The 17694-nt window shown below is 69.1% G+C and carries 18 protein-coding genes and 3 pseudogenes; 8 read left to right on the forward strand and 13 right to left on the reverse strand.

Going from position 1 to position 17694, the window contains the following annotated elements; all coding sequences use genetic code 11:
- Window positions 1-225: 225 nt before the first annotated feature.
- The gene (locus P2L57_RS31640) at window positions 226-579 is read left to right on the forward strand and encodes a VOC family protein (protein ID WP_275820391.1); all 354 of its coding nucleotides are present in this window, start codon (window positions 226-228) and stop codon (window positions 577-579) included.
- A 3-nt stretch (window positions 580-582) separates the two neighbouring features.
- Here the strand turns inward: P2L57_RS31640 and P2L57_RS31645 are convergent, their stop codons facing one another.
- The 5 genes and pseudogenes from P2L57_RS31645 to P2L57_RS31665 form a co-directional block, all read right to left on the reverse strand.
- Complete coding sequence (locus P2L57_RS31645; RefSeq protein WP_275820393.1) at window positions 583-810, reverse strand: hypothetical protein; 228 nt, start codon at window positions 808-810, stop codon at window positions 583-585.
- 462 nt (window positions 811-1272) lie between these two features.
- On the reverse strand, window positions 1273-1560 hold the full coding sequence (locus P2L57_RS31650) for a hypothetical protein (RefSeq protein ID WP_275820395.1): 288 nt from the start codon (window positions 1558-1560) through the stop codon (window positions 1273-1275).
- Window positions 1561-1581: 21 nt separating this feature from the next.
- Window positions 1582-3087 carry a multicopper oxidase family protein gene (locus tag P2L57_RS31655; RefSeq protein WP_275820397.1) on the reverse strand — a complete coding sequence of 502 codons (1506 nt, stop codon included), beginning with the start codon at window positions 3085-3087 and terminating at the stop codon, window positions 1582-1584.
- Window positions 3088-3284: 197 nt separating this feature from the next.
- Window positions 3285-3950, reverse strand: a pseudogene (locus P2L57_RS31660) (DNA-3-methyladenine glycosylase family protein); the annotation flags it as partial.
- Window position 3951: 1 nt separating this feature from the next.
- Window positions 3952-4254, reverse strand: a pseudogene (locus P2L57_RS31665) (VOC family protein); the annotation flags it as partial.
- A gap of 80 nt (window positions 4255-4334) precedes the next feature.
- On the opposite strand from P2L57_RS31665, the gene P2L57_RS31670 reads away from it, so the two are divergent.
- Window positions 4335-4796, forward strand: coding sequence for a MarR family winged helix-turn-helix transcriptional regulator (locus P2L57_RS31670; protein ID WP_275820399.1), 462 nt, complete (start codon window positions 4335-4337; stop codon window positions 4794-4796).
- A gap of 170 nt (window positions 4797-4966) precedes the next feature.
- On the opposite strand, the gene P2L57_RS31675 is transcribed toward P2L57_RS31670, so the two are convergent.
- Together P2L57_RS31675 and P2L57_RS31680 are read right to left on the reverse strand one after the other, a co-directional pair.
- Window positions 4967-5203 (reverse strand): chaplin, encoded by a 237-nt coding sequence (locus P2L57_RS31675; protein WP_275820401.1) that lies wholly within the window; start codon window positions 5201-5203, stop codon window positions 4967-4969.
- A gap of 282 nt (window positions 5204-5485) precedes the next feature.
- Window positions 5486-5632: a hypothetical protein gene (locus P2L57_RS31680; protein WP_275820403.1), complete on the reverse strand. Its 147-nt coding sequence runs from the start codon at window positions 5630-5632 to the stop codon at window positions 5486-5488.
- Between the two features lie 5 nt (window positions 5633-5637).
- On the opposite strand from P2L57_RS31680, the gene P2L57_RS31685 reads away from it, so the two are divergent.
- On the forward strand, window positions 5638-5841 hold the full coding sequence (locus tag P2L57_RS31685; RefSeq protein ID WP_275820405.1) for a hypothetical protein: 204 nt from the start codon (window positions 5638-5640) through the stop codon (window positions 5839-5841).
- A gap of 102 nt (window positions 5842-5943) precedes the next feature.
- Here the strand turns inward: P2L57_RS31685 and P2L57_RS31690 are convergent, their stop codons facing one another.
- Window positions 5944-6696 carry an SDR family NAD(P)-dependent oxidoreductase gene (locus tag P2L57_RS31690; RefSeq protein ID WP_275820407.1) on the reverse strand — a complete coding sequence of 251 codons (753 nt, stop codon included), beginning with the start codon at window positions 6694-6696 and terminating at the stop codon, window positions 5944-5946.
- A 368-nt stretch (window positions 6697-7064) separates the two neighbouring features.
- Between P2L57_RS31690 and P2L57_RS31695 the strand changes: the two genes are divergently transcribed.
- Complete coding sequence (locus tag P2L57_RS31695) at window positions 7065-7868, forward strand: DUF427 domain-containing protein (RefSeq protein WP_275820409.1); 804 nt, start codon at window positions 7065-7067, stop codon at window positions 7866-7868.
- A 57-nt stretch (window positions 7869-7925) separates the two neighbouring features.
- Here P2L57_RS31695 and P2L57_RS31700 read toward each other — a convergent pair whose 3' ends face one another.
- Window positions 7926-8825, reverse strand: a complete 900-nt coding sequence (locus P2L57_RS31700; protein ID WP_275820411.1) for a LysR family transcriptional regulator — start codon at window positions 8823-8825, stop codon at window positions 7926-7928.
- An 85-nt stretch (window positions 8826-8910) separates the two neighbouring features.
- Between P2L57_RS31700 and P2L57_RS31705 the strand changes: the two genes are divergently transcribed.
- Window positions 8911-9828, forward strand: a complete 918-nt coding sequence (locus tag P2L57_RS31705; protein WP_275820413.1) for an NAD(+)/NADH kinase — start codon at window positions 8911-8913, stop codon at window positions 9826-9828.
- 475 nt (window positions 9829-10303) lie between these two features.
- Here the strand turns inward: P2L57_RS31705 and P2L57_RS31710 are convergent, their stop codons facing one another.
- The 3 genes from P2L57_RS31710 to P2L57_RS31720 form a co-directional block, all read right to left on the reverse strand.
- Window positions 10304-11095, reverse strand: coding sequence for an SDR family NAD(P)-dependent oxidoreductase (locus P2L57_RS31710; protein ID WP_275820415.1), 792 nt, complete (start codon window positions 11093-11095; stop codon window positions 10304-10306).
- Between the two features lie 86 nt (window positions 11096-11181).
- Entirely contained in the window at window positions 11182-11709 is a 528-nt protein-coding gene (locus P2L57_RS31715) for a TIGR00725 family protein (protein ID WP_275820417.1), read from the reverse strand.
- A gap of 116 nt (window positions 11710-11825) precedes the next feature.
- Window positions 11826-12473, reverse strand: a complete 648-nt coding sequence (locus P2L57_RS31720) for a LysE family translocator (RefSeq protein WP_275820419.1) — start codon at window positions 12471-12473, stop codon at window positions 11826-11828.
- 136 nt (window positions 12474-12609) lie between these two features.
- On the opposite strand from P2L57_RS31720, the pseudogene P2L57_RS31725 reads away from it, so the two are divergent.
- Window positions 12610-12885, forward strand: a pseudogene (locus P2L57_RS31725) (RICIN domain-containing protein); the annotation flags it as partial.
- A 264-nt stretch (window positions 12886-13149) separates the two neighbouring features.
- Here the strand turns inward: P2L57_RS31725 and P2L57_RS31730 are convergent.
- Window positions 13150-14352 (reverse strand): erythromycin esterase family protein, encoded by a 1203-nt coding sequence (locus tag P2L57_RS31730; RefSeq protein WP_275820421.1) that lies wholly within the window; start codon window positions 14350-14352, stop codon window positions 13150-13152.
- Between the two features lie 58 nt (window positions 14353-14410).
- Here P2L57_RS31730 and P2L57_RS31735 point away from each other — a divergent pair, with 58 nt between their 5' ends.
- The gene (locus P2L57_RS31735) at window positions 14411-15160 is read left to right on the forward strand and encodes a TioE family transcriptional regulator (protein WP_275820423.1); all 750 of its coding nucleotides are present in this window, start codon (window positions 14411-14413) and stop codon (window positions 15158-15160) included.
- A 668-nt stretch (window positions 15161-15828) separates the two neighbouring features.
- The gene (locus P2L57_RS31740) at window positions 15829-17637 is read left to right on the forward strand and encodes a pectate lyase-like domain-containing protein (protein ID WP_275820425.1); all 1809 of its coding nucleotides are present in this window, start codon (window positions 15829-15831) and stop codon (window positions 17635-17637) included.
- Window positions 17638-17694: the final 57 nt, after the last annotated feature.

Raw genomic sequence — 17694 nt, forward strand, 5'->3', positions numbered from 1 at the left:
AAGCGTGACCCCGAGCGCGCCATGCGCCGCATAATGAGGGAAGCCAACAGCCTCGGGCTGACCGTCCGCTTCGAACCGATCGCAGCTACCTGAGCGCGGGAACAGCTCTATTTTCGTGTCAGACCCGTTCAAGGCCACGCCTGGTCGGCTGGGAGCCGGGTTCAGCCCGATGAGGGAGACCTGAGTGCCTGTTTTACGAAGCCCTGGCAGGTCTAAACTCGGCGGATGACCTTGGAATGGGAACAGGTGATTGTTCACTCGGTAGATCCGGTGGCCTTGGGGCAGTGGTGGGCCGAGGCTCTTGGCTGGGTTGTGGTCCACTCCTCTGATGAGGAGTTCGAGATCCGCCCGGAGCCGGATCGCCTGCCGGGGTTGGACTTCGTCCGGCTTGATGAGAGCAAGAAGGCTAAGAGCCGACTGCATCTCGACTTCAGGCCTGATGACCAGGACGCCGAGGTGGCTCGTCTGGTGGCTCACGGCGCACAGCGTGTTGATATTGGCCAGGGTGATCAATCGTGGGTTGTATTGGCAGACCCCGAAGGTAACGAGTTCTGTGTCCTTGGCCGGCGGCGTCAGTAAGGCTCACGCCTGGGTGGGGTCGATGGTGAAGCATTCGGGGTGGGCGGCGAGGACGTAGTGGATCGCGGTGTGCGAGGTGATGCCGAACAAGCGCATCAGTCGGACCGGGTCCGCGGTCTCTCGTGCCTTGTCGAGGAATCGGTCCTGTCGAAGCCGTGTGAAGTTGATTCCGATCCGGTCGCCGAGCGCTGGGAAGTTGGAGATGCCGACGGCGGGCTGGTCGACGTGCATGGCGGTGATGGGGCTGACGATCAGATAGGGATTGGCGCTCAGCGGCCAGCGGTGATGACACTCGACCAGCCGGTCCTTGACCAGTTGCAGGGCGAACTCGTCCAGCCAGACTTCGTGGTCGAGCCGATTCGGTCCGCGGATCCGCAGCTGTCCTGTCGATCGGCATCGCGGATGCCAAGGCGCAGGTCGGGTTGCATCACACTTCGGGGTCGATGGACCGTGTCTGAGCCACCTCGTCCGCCGGCAACCGACCCGACCATCGTCGGCCATCGAGAAGACGCAGCCCCGGGATGTGTCTGATCTCCAGGGCCGAGAGGGACACCAACGCGCCGAATGTGGCCAGGATTTCCCTTCCCTGGCCTGCCGTGGCGCCGATAGCCGCGGCAGCGAAGATCGCCGCGGCGGTGGTGATACCGTGCACCACCTCTCCAGAGGCCATTGCCTGCCGGAAGCACGGATAAATCATCCGACCAGGTAAGAGTCCTGATCGCCAAAGGGTGCCGATACCCGTCCCCGTTCCACGGCGTGGGTTTCTGGCCACCGCATGCGCGCCTTGAGCCTGTCTGCCCGGTGTCGGACGTCCACGACGAGGACGACGGTGACGAGAGCGGCCCAGATGCCGGTCTTCTTCAAGAACGCGCCCAGGTTGACCTTGTCCAGCCGCGTCGATAACCCGAAGCCGGCCGGGACGACGACTCCCGCCGCGACGGCCAGTGTCCGCCCCAGGGGGTCGTCAAGCCCGGCGCCCACTCGCCGGTTGGCGCTGGGGCGCTACGGAACCCTGTGCTTCCCGACGGCTTGGCGTGGGGAACCCGGCTGGGCGGGGACGATGTCGAGGACAGCCATCATGCCCTTGTCCTCGTGGTTGAGGAGGTGGCAGTGCAGGACTGTCCTGCCGACGTACTCGGTGAAGTGGACGCGGATGACGATGTTGCCCTGGACGGGGACGTTGAACGTCTCGTACCAGGCGTGGCCTCTCGGCACGGGTCGGCCGTTGACGCTCATCACCTGGAAGTGGTCGGTGTGCAGGTGGAAGGAGTGCTGCTCGTTGGTCTTGTTGAAGACGGTCCACTCCTCGACCGTGTTGAGGGTGGACGTGAAGTCCACCCGGTTCGGGGCGAACTGCCTGCCGTTGATGTAGAACTCGGTGCCAGCGGCGTTCTCGGTGTACGTCATGGACTGCCGAGTGGTGATCGTGGCGTGGCTGAGGTCCTCGTTGGGCGCGAAGCCGACGGGGATGCTGGCGGCGGGCGTCGGCGCGCCTTGGGAGACGACGGTGGCCAGGTTCACCTGGGGGAACTGGTTGCCGGCCGGACCGGTGTTGTAGGCGAGGGTCTGCAGCGGGGCCTGCCCCGCCGGGCCGCCCTGCACCAGTACGTCGAAGCGGGAGGCAGCCGGAATGACGAGTGAGTCCGCTGCGTAGACCCGCTTCACGGGATAGCCGTCCTGCGCGATCACGTAGAACTTCGATCCAGGTAGGTGGAGGTTGTAGTAGATGTTCGCGCCGATGTTGGCCAGGCGCCACAACTGGGTTTCTCCCGGCCGGATGCGGATCACGGGATCCTGCTGGCCGTTGACCGTCCGGTTGGTGCTCGCTCCGACGGTCAGGCCCTCGGTTTTGATCGCGTTCCCTTGGACTTGGTCGTCCTTGAGCGCGATGACGTGCTCGGTGATGTGCCGCAGTGACGGGCGCAGGTAATCGCGCAGCCCGTCTACGATGATGATGCCCGACTCGCCTCCGGCCACCTGTGGGGCGGAACGCATGTTCTCGTGGGAGTGGTACCAGTACGTTCCCGGCGTGATGTTGCGCGGGAGCCGGTACGCGTAGTGGTAGGTCTGCCCGGGCTTGATGGTGATGAAGATGTTGTCGCCGGGGCTGCGCGGGGACACGTGGAGTCCGTGGACGTGCACGTTGGTGCCCTCGCTCGTCCGGTTGGCCATCGTCAGGTCCAGCTGGTCGCCAGGGCGCAGGCGGAGCGTGGGGGGCATGTAGCGGCCGTTGTAGGTGTCGGCGAACAGGATGCGGTCACCGACCAGGACCTTTCGCCGCTCCACGACGATCCGTGCCCGGAGAACCCCGTTCCGGCTGACCAGCTCCGGCGGATCCTGCAACGGCGGTCCCGTGTGTGCAGCGGAGGGCATCACTGCCGTACGCGCCATCGTCGGCAGGGAGGGGCCCGTGGCCGAGACCTCCCCGAAGTGGCCGAAAGTCAAGGCGAAGACAGGCAGCGGGAGCACTACGGCCAGCCAGCGGAGGATCGATCGGTGGCGTATCAAGCCGCCTCCTTCGGGTCTTCGGTGCCGCCAGGGGATGGATGGCACTGGACGTCGGCCCGCGCCGCAGCCCGCCATGGGCAGCCCAGCCGATACTTGGCGACGCTGACATCACACCGCGCGCCCGCCGGCCGCGCACCCGACGAGGGCCCATTCGAGTCATGGCACAGGGGTGTCGGCTCCGGTGGACGTGACCGGCGTCAGCGCCGACCCGTCCGCCGCCCCGCGGCAGCCGGGCCTGCCTGGGTCTTGTGCTCGGCGCGAGCGCGTAGCAGGAGTGCGATCCAACTTCGGTAGGGCTTCCAGCGGTCGGCGATCTCGGCCAGCCGGCGCACGTCGTGGGAGCCGGTCTCCCCGAGGTCGTATTCGTCGGCGATGGATGCGCGCAGTCGCCGTTCGTGGCGAGGGAATACGTCGGGATGTCCGGCGCCGCGGATGAGGATGAGTTCGGCGGAGAAGGGGCCGATGCCGGGAAGGGTGCGCAGCGCCTCGAGGGCGTCGTTCGCTGGGCATCGCGCGCAGTCGCGCGGCGTCCAGTTCGCCAGCGGCGGCTGCTTCGGCCAGCGCATGCAGCCGGTCGACCCGCACGTCGGTCAGGCCAGGACGCGGGTGATCGCGCGCGGGGCCAGCGGGGTGGGGAAGGCGCGCAGGGTCCGGCCCGCGACCTGGACGCGCTGTCCGTGCTGCTCGGCGAGGCGGGCCTTGATGGTGGCGGCCTGGGTCATACGGATGCGGTGGCCGATGACCGCCCACACGGCGGCTTCGTAGGGCGAGTGGAAGCACACTGGCCGAAGCCCCGGATAGTCCGCCATGAGCCCGGCCACCACCGGATCGTCGGCGGCCAGTTCGGGGAAGCCGCTTCCGTCGGTCCATGGGCGGGCTGATGATGGGCACCCCGGCGGCGGTGAGCTGGTCGTGCAGCTGCTGGGCGTCCGCGGTGCGGAACCACAGGGCCACCCCGAGGCCGGGCCGCGCGACGCCGTCGAGATCGACGCCCGGCAGCGGCTCGCGGACGGCGAACGGGATCGGCTCGGTGGTGAACACCACCGCACCGGGAGGCGAGGCCGGTGCCCGCCGCAGTCCGAGGTGCTTTTCGCAGAAGGCGGCCGCCGCCTCGACATCGCGTACCTGCAGCGCGATGAAGTCAGGGCCGTCGACGGTGACAGTCATGGGTCCTCCCCGATTGCTAATGTCAGGACTTTGACATGCAGGACTGTACTCACGGCGACCCCCTATGTCAAAATGCTGACATGGATGACCGGAAGTCCGTGGAACCGCCGCACCCCGCTCAGGACGTCACCGAGCACGTGGGATACCGCCTCAAACGCGCCGCCGCGGCGCTGCGCGGCGCCATGGACAAAGCACTGCGCGAGCACGGTCTGACGGTGCCGCAGTACGCATGCCTCGAACTCCTCGACCAGCAGCCCGGCCTGTCCAACGCCGAGTTGGCCCGCGGCACGTTCGTCACACGGCAATCCATGAACGTCGTCCTCCGCGGCCTCCAGGACGCAGGCCTGATCTCCCGGCCCGCCACCACCGACCACGGCCGCGCCCTACCCGCCCACCTCACCGCGGAGGGCCGCGGCCGTCTCGACGCGGCCCGGTCCACCGTCTATGACATCGAACGGCAGATGGTCGAAGCGGTCCCGCAGCGGCGCCTGGCCGCCCTGCTCTCCGACCTCGACCGCATGGCGGCAGCCCTTGGCGGCTGACCCGCTGCCCCGCCGCGCCCGGCCGCGTTTCGGTGGACCGCAGGAGGCGACTCCACCCGCATCGCGGTCGGCGCCGAGCAACACGACACGGACGGCAGTTGATGCTGTGCCGTCCGTGTCGGTGAATGAGGATCGCTGAGGACTTGGGAGCGTGATGGTTCAGCCCGGGATCAACCGTTGACGCATCTGTTGCCTGCCGCCGGGTTGAGTAGCCCGATGATGTCGATGCTGTTCCCACACAGGTTGATCGGCACATTGATCGGGACCTGGATCACGTTGCCGGAGAGGATTCCGGGGGAACCTGCGGCCACACCCTTGGCCCCCGAGTCAGCGGAGGCGGTGCCGGCCCCGGCCAGGGCGCCAGTCAGAGCCAAAGCGGCGGCGATGACAGCACTTCGAAAACGCATGGCCTCTCCCGAGGAATCGACGAAATACCAAGGCGGCAATCACACCGGGTGCGGCAGTGCGTTCCTTCGCATTCGCCCGATCGAGAGCGTGTCGGTACCCCTATGCGCGGATGCCACCGGAGAGGACCGGCTGACCGCCGAGGCCGCCTGACCGATCACGCCGTCACGGGATCGCGGATGAGGCGCCACCGTCCCGCCAGGCGAACGCGGCAAGGCCGACGGCCACCAGAGCGGTCAACCCACCCGTGATCCACGGGGTGCGTTCGAGTGCGTACTGCGGTGTCAGGGCGGCGAAGATGCGGCGATGACGGGGCAGACCACCATGAGCGCGCCGACCGGCAGCCCGATCGGCGTGCCCTTGGGGCTGCTGAGCAACGCTCCCACTGACCAGAACGGCAGGGACAGCACGGTCACCAGCGCAAGGAACACCAGAAGTGGCCTTCGGTCCAACTCGCTCCTCGATCTGGTACATCGGCAGGCGGCAGACCTTCGGCAACGGCTCGACACGGTATGCCTGCCGCACCTGGGACGTCGGCGACGACCCCAAGTGGGGTGGCTACGGGGCTCAGACCGATGCGGTCACGAACCACGTCACCGTCCAGAAGACCGGCACCAGCTACGCCGACGTCGCCAACTGACCTGGCGCACAGCCTGGTTGACGGGCACGGTTGTCCCGCGATGGGACGACCGTGCCCGTTGCCGTACAGCACCGGGCGGATGCCGGGCCAGCGGAATCCGCGTCAGACCGCCGTGCGGCCGCCGTCGACGGGCAGTACCACGCCGTGCACGAAGCTCGCCGCGTCAGTTGCCAGGTAGGCGATCGCCTCCGCGATCTCCGCCGGGGAGGCCGGCCGTCCAGCGGGCGCCTGGGCGGCCAGAGCGTCGAGGTCCTCGCCCATGTCCGCAGTGCCCTCCGTCCGGGTCGGACCGGGCGCGACAGCGTTGACCCGGACACCGCGCGGACCGTACTCCGCGGCCCACGCCTTGGTCAGCAGGTTCAGTGCCGCCTTGCTCGACCCGTAGAGCGCCATCCCCGCGACGCCGAACTCGCTCACCATCGTGCTCACATTGACGATGGCTCCGCTGCCCCGCTCGGCCATCGCCGGGGCGAGCTCGGCCACCAGATGGAACGGAGCCTTCACATTGACCGCGTAGACGGCGTCGACATCGCTGTCCTGCGCCTGCGCCGTCGGTCCGAACGGGAAGACGCCCGCGTTGTTGACCAGGATGTCCACCCGGCCGCCGCCCAGTTCAAGGGCCTCATGGGCCAGCCGTCGAACGGACTGGGCATCGCTCAGATCAGCGGCGACGAAGTCCGCCTTTCCACTCCTCCCCCGGATGCCGCCGACCACGGCCTCGCCGCGGGCCCGGTCGCGGCCGGCGACCAGCACATGTGCGCCCCGCTCGGCGAGCGCCGCCGCGGCAGCGGCACCGATACCGCTGGTCGCTCCGGTCACCAGCGCGACACTTCCCGTCAGGTGTGCAGAAGACATCAGCCAGATCCTTTTCTCTTCGAACGCGCCGCGTAGAGCGCCTTTTTCCAGCGATCACTTCATGCACGGTGCCGAGCCCCCCGAAAGCAGATTCGAGTTGAGCGCTCGCCGTGCACCACTTCACGAGGTGACCAATGCGAAGAGCACTCTTCGTTTCCGCGGGATTCCACCCAGGCCATTGCCGGTCTCGATGGCGGGCATAACCAGATGCGATGGCCTTGCCGAAATACGTCGAGTGGATTGGGGATCGCACGTCGGCCGGACGCCGTATAGATGCCGGACAACCGCCTTGGTGATTGCCTGGAGGCGAGGAAGCGGGCCTGTCCTGGCCCGCCCGAGGCAGGAATCGCCGCGAAGGGCAAGAAGCCATGGAGCACTACACACCGGACTACCCGGGAATGATCGTCCCGGTAGGACACGTCGAGCCGGTACCGCGCCGCATCCGCGGCTACGCGGCCAACCGTCTGGTCTTCGACACCGTGCGGGCACGATACGTGTGGTTGTGGCCGGGCTACCCGCAGTACTGCATTCCCCGCAAGGACATCCTTGACGGCGTTCTCGTCGACGAGGACCGGACCCTCGTACTGAGGGTCGGCAAGGTGCGCCGCCAGACCCTCGAGTTGGACTCGCTCACCCGCCCGGGCGCGGCCTGGGAGTGGGGCGACGACGCGCCTTCCGGCATCGCGGGCTGTGTCAGCTTCCGTTGGGAGGCCATCGACGCGTGGTTCGAGGAAGACGAGCAGGTGTTCGTCCACCCCAGGAGTCCCTACACCCGTGTCGACGCGCTCCGGTCTGGCCGCGGCGTCCGCGTCATGCTCGACGGAGCCGTGCTCGCCGACGCGCCGTGCTCGGTGATGGTGCTGGAGACGGGCCTGCCGACGCGCTACTACCTGGACCGCGGGTATCTCGACTGGGCTCGGATGCAGCCCACCGACACCGTCACCGACTGCCCGTACAAGGGGAGAACCAGTGGCTACTGGTCCGTCACGACGGACACCGCCACCTACCCCGACCTCGCCTGGGCCTACGACTTCCCCACCCGGCAGCTGACGCCCATCGCCGGACTGGTCGCCTTCTACAACGAGAAGGTCGACCTCTACCTGGACGGGCAGCTACTCCCCCGCCCCGCCCCCGTCACCAGAGCCGTCTGGGAGCGGGAACACCACGCCTGAACCGCGTGAACGCCTGCGGGCACGGCACGCGACGGCAATGCTTCGGTGCGCTGCCCGTCACATGACCGCGGGGCTGTCGAAGGCGGCGATGAGGCGGCCCAGGTCGCGGCGGTGCGAGGTGGCCGGCCAGGCCGCCCAGGTGCGCCGGACGAGGGGGTGGCCGACCAGCGGGCACCAGGTGACCGTGTCGGGGATGGGCTGCGACCAGTTGGGCGGCGCCAGGGCGAAGGCCCCGCCCGCGGCGACGGCGGCGAGTTTGACATCGGCGATCAGCGACTGCCCCTCGGGCACGGCAGGGCCCAGCTCCAGGCCGTGGCTGCGCAGCACGGCGGTGAGTTCGTCGTACCAGGCCGGACTGCCGGAGCGCGGGAAACCCACCCATTCCAGCCCGGCAAGGGCTTCCAGGCGGATCCCGTCTGCACACTCGGTCTGCTTGGCCTGCCCGGCGGCAATCAGCACGCCCAGCCGTTCCTCGGCGACGAGTACGGCGTCCAGCTCCTGGCCCACCGGGTGCTCGCGCAGCAGGCCGACGTCCAGCTCACCGGCGTGCAGGGCCGCGATCTGGGCGGACGTGGACAGGTGACGGGCTTGGACCCGGGTGGCCGGGTAGGCGGCGGACAGCTCCGCCAGCGGCCGGGAGAGCAGCTCAGAGGGCAACTCAAGCGGAATTCCGAGTCGCAGCACGCTCCCGCCGACCGCGGTGTGCCGAGCCACCGCCGCCACGGCCTGATCATGACGCGCCAGCACGGCACGGGCCTCGCTGAGCAGCGTCATGCCCGCGTCGGTTGCCTTCACCCCGGAACTGGTGCGCACCAGCAGTTGTACGCCGAGTTGCCGCTCCAGAGCGCTGACGGTCTGCGACAAGGCGGGCTGGCTCAGGTGCAGTCGACGCGCTGCCGCGGACAGGCCGCCCTCTTCGACGACGGCGATGAACGCCCGCATCTCGCGCAACTCCATGCACTCATCGCACCACGTGGGCGGGGTGCACGCCAGGGCCTCCCCAGCGACCTGATCGGGCAGGACTTGTCGGCGGTAGTCCGGTGTGCGTGACTGGGAGGGACGGGGCGTCGGCGACCCGACGGACATCGAGGCAATGCTCATGGGACTCATCAACGCCGTAGGACTGGTGCTCCACCCCGAGCGGCACTGCGCGCCCACCGTGGAGACCATCACCCGCTGGAGCCGGGCCCGGGGTGGAAAGGTCCTGGGGCTGGCGGAGGAGGTGGCACGGATCGACTGCGAGGCGGTACCGGTGGCGGCAACGGAGCTGACCGCGGCCGCCGACCTGCTGATCAGCCTCGGTGGGGACGGCACCATGCTGCGCACGATGCGCCTCGCGGTCGGCGGCCACGCGCCCGTCCTGGGGGTCAACGTCGGACGCCTGGGGTTCCTCGCCGAAATCGACACACCCGAGCTGCCCGCCGCGCTCGACGCCATCGACGAGCGCCGTTTCACCGCGGAGGCCCGCTCCGCCGTCCAGGTCCGGTCGGGTTCCGATCAGGAGACAGCACTCAACGACGTCGTCCTCCTGCGCAGCCCCGGGAAGCGGTCCGCGGCGGTCGGCGTACGGGTGCAGGGCCACCCTTTCGTGAAGTACACCGCCGACGCGGTCATCGTCGCCACTCCCACCGGCTCCACCGCCTACAGCTTCTCCGCCGGCGGCCCCATCGTCTCCCCCAACGCCGAGGGACTGCTGGTCACGCCGGTTGCTCCGCACTCCGCGTTCAACCGGTCCGTTTTCCTCTCCGGCGGAGAGAAGCTGGCACTGGAGGTCCTGCCCAGCAGCGGTGAGCTCGCGGTGGAGGCCGACGGCCGCCTGGTCGGTCACGTCTGCCCCGGAGACGTCATCGACGTGACGCTACTGCCCGCCGCGGCGCGGGTCGTCCGCCTCGGCCTCACCACCTTCTACCAGCGCGCCCAGCGCAAGCTACGGATCACCGGCTCGGCGGAACCCGTCTGACGCGATGCGTTCGGCAGGAGTGCCGTCGCGGGTCTTGCCCATGGCCCGCAACGCGGCCGTAGGCCCGGCCCACGAAGTCCTGGCCCGCACGATCGACCGGCCTTCCGGTGCGGGCCAACACCGGGACCACCATGGCGTGACGGGGCCAGGCGCGGTACATCGAACGTCACGTTCCGCTGCCGTCCATCGCCACGGCCGAGCCCACCAGGGCCTGGGCGCTCACTCATCTCGATCGACAGCGGTCCCTCGCCGACCTCGCAGCGCACGCGGCGCTCAGCATGCGCACCTTCGCCCGCCGGTTCCGCGACGAAGTGCGCGTCAGCCCAGGCGCTGGCTGGCCCAGCAGCGCATCGACCACGCCAGAACCCTGCTGGGAAACCACCGATCTGCCCGTGGACGCACATCACCCGCAGCCGCGGCTTCAACACGGGAACACCGATGCGGCAGCACTTCCGCAAGACCGTCGGCGTCCCCGTCAGCGGTGCGGCCGCTGGGCCTCCACGATCTGGGTGATGGTCCGGTCGGCGGCGGCCCGTCGTTGGACCCGCTCCGCGAAGCCGGGGAACTGCCCGGCTATGGAGCTGAGGATCCTCAGCTCCAAGGGGGCGACGTTGACTTCGCACAGGTTGCGTTCGATGGCCCGGGTGACGCCGGTGGCCACCCGGCGCGGGGTGACGGTGCGTACGCCGCCCGGCGGTGTGGCACCGGTGGCGGCGAACATACCGGCGTCGCGGACGAATCCGGGCTGGATGAGGGAGACGCCGACTCCCGTGCCGTGCAGGTCCTGCCGGAAGCCGTGCGCGAAACCGCGCAGTCCGAACTTGGTGGCGTTGTACAGGGAGGAGGACCTGGTGGCGGCCTTGCCTGAGATCGAGCCGACGAAGGCGATGTGGCCCCGGCCCGCCCGGACCATACGGGGTGCGAGGAGCCGGGCCAGCATGACCGGGGCCCGCAGGTTGACGTCGAGGGCCCGGTCGGCCTGTTCGGGGGTGTAGTCGAGGAGTTCGCCGCTGGCGGGCAGGGCCGCGTTGGCGATGAGGATGTCGACGTCTCCGCACGTCTCCGCGAGGCGCTCGACGTCCGCTGGGTCGGCGAGGTCGGCGGTGACGGCTCGGGCGCCCAGTTTCGCCGCGACTGATTCCAGGGCGTCGGCCCGGCGGCCGGAGACCACCAAAGTGGCTCCCCTGCGGGCGAGTTCATCGGCGATCTCCTCGCCCAGGCCGCCGGTGGCCCCGGTCAGGAGCACGGTTGATCCGCTGATGCGCATCCGGAAAGCCTCCAGTCACTCGCTCGAACGATATGGATGAGGGGCGGCCGTGTCCACAGTTGGCCGTCACAGCCCGCGCCGCGGCTTCACCCTTCGTCGCCGCGCCCGGAACCGCCATCGGCCAGCCGAAGGGCCAACTCCACGGCCTCCTCGGCCGAGCCGACCGCCGTCGGCATACTGACTGCGTGGGGCCGTGCCGGCTTGACGTCCCAACTGTCGACCACCACGGTCGGTTTCCCCGTCCTCATCGCCAACGCGATCTCGCTGAGCGTCCCCCAGCCCCCGCCCACCGCGATGACGGCATCGCCCGCCGCCACCACCAGGCCGTTGCGCAGTTCGCCGAGTCCGGTCGGCAGCGCGACGGACAGACAGGGGTTGCCGACGGCCCGATCCCGGCCCGGCAGCAACCCGACCGCGGTCCCGCCGCGGCTCCGCACGCCCCGGCACGCGGCCTCCATGACCCCGCCGAGACCGCCGCAGACCACCACCACTCCGCGCTCGGCCAGTAGAGCGCCGACATGCTCGGCCGCCTCCTTCTCCGCGGCCGACGCGTCCCCCGCGCCGATCACGGCCACGTAGGTGATCTCTCGCTTCGCCGCGGGGTCCTGGGCCATCGTTGCTCCACGTGTGCACTGCCGGATCTGCCGCCCTGCCAGGGGCGAGTGTGGCACGTCATCACGGCACTGCCGCGCAGGTCGCACCCGACCGGCCGACACGACCGTCGGCCCTCTTACGAGGCTGGCGCCGGCAACGAGTGGTCTGCGGCGAGTTTTACCGCGAGGGCACCGAGCACCGTCCCCATCACATACCGCTGGGCCCGCAGCCAGGCCGGGCGTCGGGCGAGGAACACCGCGATGGTGCCCGCCGCGACGACGAGGAGGAGGTTCACCAGCAGACTCACGGCGATCTGGATCCCGCCCAGGACGAACCCCTGAACCAGCACATGGCCAGCGCGGGGGTCGACGAACTGCGGAATCAACGACAGGTACATCACGGCGATCTTGGGGTTGAGGAGATTGGTCATCAACCCCATGGCGAACAGCCGACGATGGGAGTCCGGCGGCAGTTCCTTCGGCGTGAACACCGACACACCACCGGGCTTGAGCGCCTTCCATGCCAGCCACCCCAGATACCCGGCGCCCGCGAGCTTTACGGTCGCGTACAGCGCCGGAACGGTGCGGAACACCACCGAGAGGCCGAGGTTCGCGGCGCTGAGGTAGCCGAGGAAGCCGACCGCGACGCCGGTGAGGGAGACCAGCCCGGCCTTGCGGCCCTGGGTGATGCTCCGCGAGACCAGGTACATCATGTTGGGTCCCGGCGTCAGCACCATGCCTAGAGCCACCGCCGCGACGCCGAGGACCGCGCCTGTTGTGATCATGGGTCAAGCCTCACCCGGGCCGGCCCTCCACCACCAGCGACAGTTTCTCGACTCGTCGATTAAGCGTCACTTCAGGCAGCGCCTGACGCGACCGTGCCGACGTCGGCCGGGAACACCAGGGCCGCACCGCGGACCGAACGGGTCGCTACAGGCCCTCGGCATGTGCATGGACGTCACCTCCGCCGGGACCGCCAACGGCACCCGGGTCCAGCTCCACGACTGCAACGGCACCGGTTCACAGGTCTGGCAGAGGGGCTCGAACGGCAGCCTGGTCAACCCGCAGTCCGGGCGCTGCCTCGACGCCACCGGCCCCAGCTCCGCAAACGGCACCCGGCCGCAGACCTGGGACTGCACCGGCGCCGCCAACCAGCAGTGGGCACTGCCCAGTCGACGCACCTCCCGCAGGGCATGACGTGAGGCGGTGAAGCGACGCCGGGTGCCAGTGGAGGCAAAGGCCTCCCGTGGCACCCGATGTCTTTTCGTGAAGGTACAGACCTTGACGTGCCCATGCGCGGTGCCCAACTTCTTCAGCGATCGAAGCCGTTCACGTCCCCAACACTCGTTCATCTATGCGCCCGGGGCGGCCGGCGCTGAGCGGTCGTATTCGCCGTTGACGGCCGGGACGGCCTCCCGCGCGTCCGAGGCGCCCCGACAGGCCGGACCGCTGATGGTGGCCCTAGCTCTGCGGGACGTCCTTGACGAACACGATGCCGTCGCTGTCCGCCAGGTGGGCCGGGTCAAGCGGGGAGTAGCCGAACCAGGGGGATACGCGGGGCGCGGGCCGCGTGTCGCCGAGGCCGGTGGCCAGCCGCGGGGCGTCGATGACGTAGCGGTCCGCCGGGAGCGCGTACAGGAGTCCTTCGACGGTGTCCGGTGGCGGGGTGTCCACTCCCCGGTGCCGGATCGTGCCGAGGGCCGTGGCCAGGAAGGCATACCCCTCGCCCAGGCGGGAGTTCACGATCGCGCCGGCGCTCCACCACTCCAACGGCAGGCCGCCCATCCGCATCGTGCTCTTGTCCCGCTGGAGATGGCCGTTGTGGGCATGGACCAGTCCCGGGCCCCGTTCGGCGACGGCGAACAGGTTGTCGGCCATCATCTGGCCCCGCAGGCCCACCAGCCGCGTCATACGGCTCGGTGAGGTGTCGGCCATCCAGAAGTGGTAGCGCAGCAGGCCGGTGGCGGTGCGCCCGTACAGGCGTGCCCGGTCCCAGTCGTCCCGCGAGGTCGTCGTGATCAGGTGCGGCGTCTGTACGTCGAGCAGCGCCACCAGATCGTCGGCGAGGAGCCGCAGCTGACTGGCCGCGGGCGACTGCCCCACGGACTGGGCCGGGTCCATCATGACGGCGGGGCTGGTCCACCGGTCGTCGGCGCCGAGCAGGCGGTCGAGCGTTTCCGCGGTGCAGGGAAGCAGGTCCGCGTCCACCCGGCCCGAGAGGTAGCCGTGGAGTGCGGTGAGGGCCTGCCGGGGGCTCGCGGCGCCGGTGATCTCCAGCGGGCCGTCGAACCCGGCGAAGCGGAGCCACTCGGACGCGGGCCGGCCGTCGTTGTAGGCGCGCATCCAGCGCACGAGCTCGCGGTTGGCCGCGGAGGTGCCGAACCCGTGGCTGAATCCTTGCTCCATGACTTCGTCGAGGGTGCCCGTGCCCGAGGTGACGTAGTCGTCCACGAGCAGGCCCATCATGCAGTCGCTCTCGATCGCGATCGTCCGGTAGCCCTCCTGCTCGACGAGTTGCCGGAAGAGCTCGTTGCGCAGGTCGAGCAGCGTGTCCTCGCCATGGGTGGGCTCGCCCAGAGCGAGCAGCCGCGGCCGGGCCGGTAGCAGCCGCATGACGGCGGCGGCCTCGACGGCATGGGCGGTGTCCTTGATGTCAGTAGCCATACCTTCAACGGTATCGTTGAACTTTCGGTTGAGACTTTCTCGCGATATCGGCAGGACCATGGAGCGAAACCCTCAAAACGGCAAGCGGCTCAGGCCGGTTGACCTGGCACGCGGGCACGGTCTGTCCACGCAGGCGATCAGGAACTACGAGGAGGCCGGCATCCTTCCGGCCGCCGGTCGCACACCCCACGGCTACCGCACCTACACCTCGTTGCACGCGGGGGCGCTGCGCGCGTTCCTCGCCCTGCTGCCCGGCCACGGCCACCAGACGGCGACGTCGATCATGCGGGCGGTGAACGAGGGCGCGGCCGAGGAGGCGTTCCGCCTCATCGACGAGAGCCATGCCCAGCTCCTCCAGGACCGCCGGACCCTCCAGGCCGTGGAGAACGCCCTCCGCGACCTGGAGCCCACCACGGCGTCCGAGCCCGGTGTGGGGTTGGATCCAGCCGTGGTGCCCGGGCCCGGCGGCACGTTCATCGGGCCGCTGGCGGGGAAGCTCGGAATCCGGCCCGCGACGCTGCGCAAATGGGAGCGCGCCGGGCTGGTGCGCCCGCGCCGCGACCCGCTGACCGGGTACCGCGTCTACGACGAGGCCGACGTACGGGACGCCCGGCTGGCCCACCAGCTCAGGCGGGGCGGCTACCTGCTGGAGCAGATCGCCCCGCTGATCGCCCAGGTGCGGGCGGCCGGCGGGCTGGAGCCGCTGGATGCCGCACTGTGCGACTGGCGCGGCCGGCTGTCCGCCCGCGGGCAGGCGATGCTGACCGGGGCCGCCGAGCTGGAGGCGTACCTCCGCGAGCGCGGATGAGACTTCGGTCGCCAGCCGAAGAGAACAGGGGTCACAGGCGGTTCCGTCTCGGCTGACCCGTCCGCCGATGTCGGCCTGGTCCTGGGCTGAGCCTTACTCCTCATCGACCGCAACCGGATCACGCAGGGGCCGCAGGCCGCGAGCGCGTGGCGGCCCTCCCGGCGGTTGGCCTGCGTCCTGATCTGTCGCCGGTGGCCGGGCTCGTCGGCCAGGCGCAGGTTGTGCAGGGTTGGCCGATTCGCCCCCCGAAGGCGAACTTCTGGGTGAGCACCCGGTCGGGGCGCGCCGACCAGGGCCAAGGTGGCGATCAACAAGAGTCCGAGGAGCATCGACATGCCGCGCACGGCGAGGTCCATGGGTGGGGATGGCGGGTGAGAGAGCGCTCTCCCGGTGGGGTGATGTTTACGGTGTTGTTTCTGGCACGTCAAGAACTTAAACGCTGATCCTCTTCAACCATTCACTAATTGACGGCAGTTGATGACACGTCAGTGGTTAATCGCGCTGATTGACCGCATACATCCCGGCAGTCCGGCCAGTGGATAGCGGAACTGTGTGCAATGTCTTGACACATCGAAAGCACCGTCGTAACACTCCCTGGCAGAGCGCTCTCCTGTGCCCGACCGCTGTCCGGGCGTCACTCCCCCCACTTCCGCAGGAGATGCATGTCCATGAGACCCGCCCGCGTCCGTACACGTCATCGACTTCCCTGGGGGCGCGGCGGTCCACTCGCGCTCTGGGCCGTCCTGCCGGTCGTCGCCGCCGCCCTGGTCGCGCCGACGATGACCGCACAGGCGTCGGGGACTTCGCTGCCGCACGCCAGGCCCGCGACCTCCGACACCCCGGACTTCGGTCCCAACGTGAAGATCTTCGACCCGTCGATGTCCAGCTCCAGCATCCAGTCCACCCTGGACTCGGTCTTCAACCAGCAGCAGTCAAACCAGTTCGGCACGCAGCGCGACGCCCTGCTGTTCAAGCCCGGCACGTACAACGTCCAGGCCAGCATCGGCTTCAACACCCAGATCGCCGGTCTCGGCCTGTCACCCGACGACGTCCAGATCAACGGCTATGTCACCTCCGACGCGGGCTGGAACAACGGCAACGCGACACAGAACTTCTGGCGCGAGGCGGAGAACCTCTCGGTCACCCCGCCCAGCGGCACCGACACCTGGGCGGTCTCCCAGGGCGCGTCACTGCGCCGGATGGACGTGCACGGCGAGTTGAAGTTGGACCCGAGCGGCGACGGCTGGTCCAGCGGCGGCTTCCTGTCCGACTCCCGCGTCAGCGGTCAGGTCTTCTCCGGCTCGCAGCAGCAGTGGATGACCCGCAACACCGACTTCGGCAGTTGGAGCAACGGCGTCTGGAACCAGGTCTTCGTCGGCGACCCCAACGCGCCCGCGCAGAGCTTCCCCAATCCCACGTACACCACCGTCGCCCAGACACCGGTCTCCCGCGAGAAGCCCTTCCCGTACATCGACGCGTCGGGGAACTACCACGTCTACGTGCCCTCGCTGCGCACCAACACCGCGGGTGCCACCTGGATCAACGGCAGCACCCCCGGCACCTCGCTGCCGATGCACGACTTCTACGTCACCCAGCCGAACGACTCGGCGGAGACGATGAACGCGGCGCTCGCCGCGGGTGACGACCTGCTGATCACCCCCGGCGTCTACCACCTCGACCAGACGCTCCAGATCACCCACCCCGACCAGCTCGTGCTGGGCATGGGTCTGGCCACCCTGGTACCGGACAACGGCGTCACCGCCGTCTCCACCGCCGACGTCAACGGCGCGCAGATCGACGGGCTGCTCATCGACGCCGGGTCCACCAACTCCGCCAGCCTGGTCCAGATGGGCCAGAGCGGTTCCAGTGCCGACCACTCCGCCGACCCGCAGTCCATCGAGGACGTGTACTTCCGCATCGGCGGCGACGGCGTGGGCAAGGCGACCGACAGCCTGGTCATCAACAGCCATGACACCATCGGCGACAACCTGTGGCTGTGGCGGGCCGACCACGGCAGCGGCGTCGGCTGGACGTCCAACACCGCCGACACCGGACTGATCGTCAACGGGGACAACGTCACCATGTACGGCCTGGCGGTCGAGCACTACCAGAAGACCGAGGTCCTCTGGAACGGCAACGGCGGACGCACGTACTTCTTCCAGAACGAGAACCCCTACGACCCGCCGGACCAGAGTTCCTGGATGAACGGCGGCACCAACGGCTACCCCGCCTACGAGGTCGCGAACAACGTCACCAGTCACCAGGCCTGGGGCGTGGGCAGCTACTGCTACTTCAACGTCAACCGGGCCATCGTCAACGACCATGCCTTCCAGGCGCCCAACACCTCCGGCGTGGTCTTCCACGACCTGCTCACGGTGTCGCTCGGCGGCGTGGGCACCATCAACCACGTGATCAACGCAAGCGGTGGCGCCGCCAACTCCACCACCAACAACGTCTATCTGGCCAACTACCCCTGATCTCCTGACCACTTGGGCGAGCGGGGGCATCAGCGGCCGGTTCACCTGCCGATGCCC

Source organism: Streptantibioticus ferralitis, assembly GCF_029223525.1.
In the GTDB taxonomy this organism is placed as follows: Bacteria; Actinomycetota; Actinomycetes; order Streptomycetales; family Streptomycetaceae; genus Streptantibioticus_A; species Streptantibioticus_A ferralitis.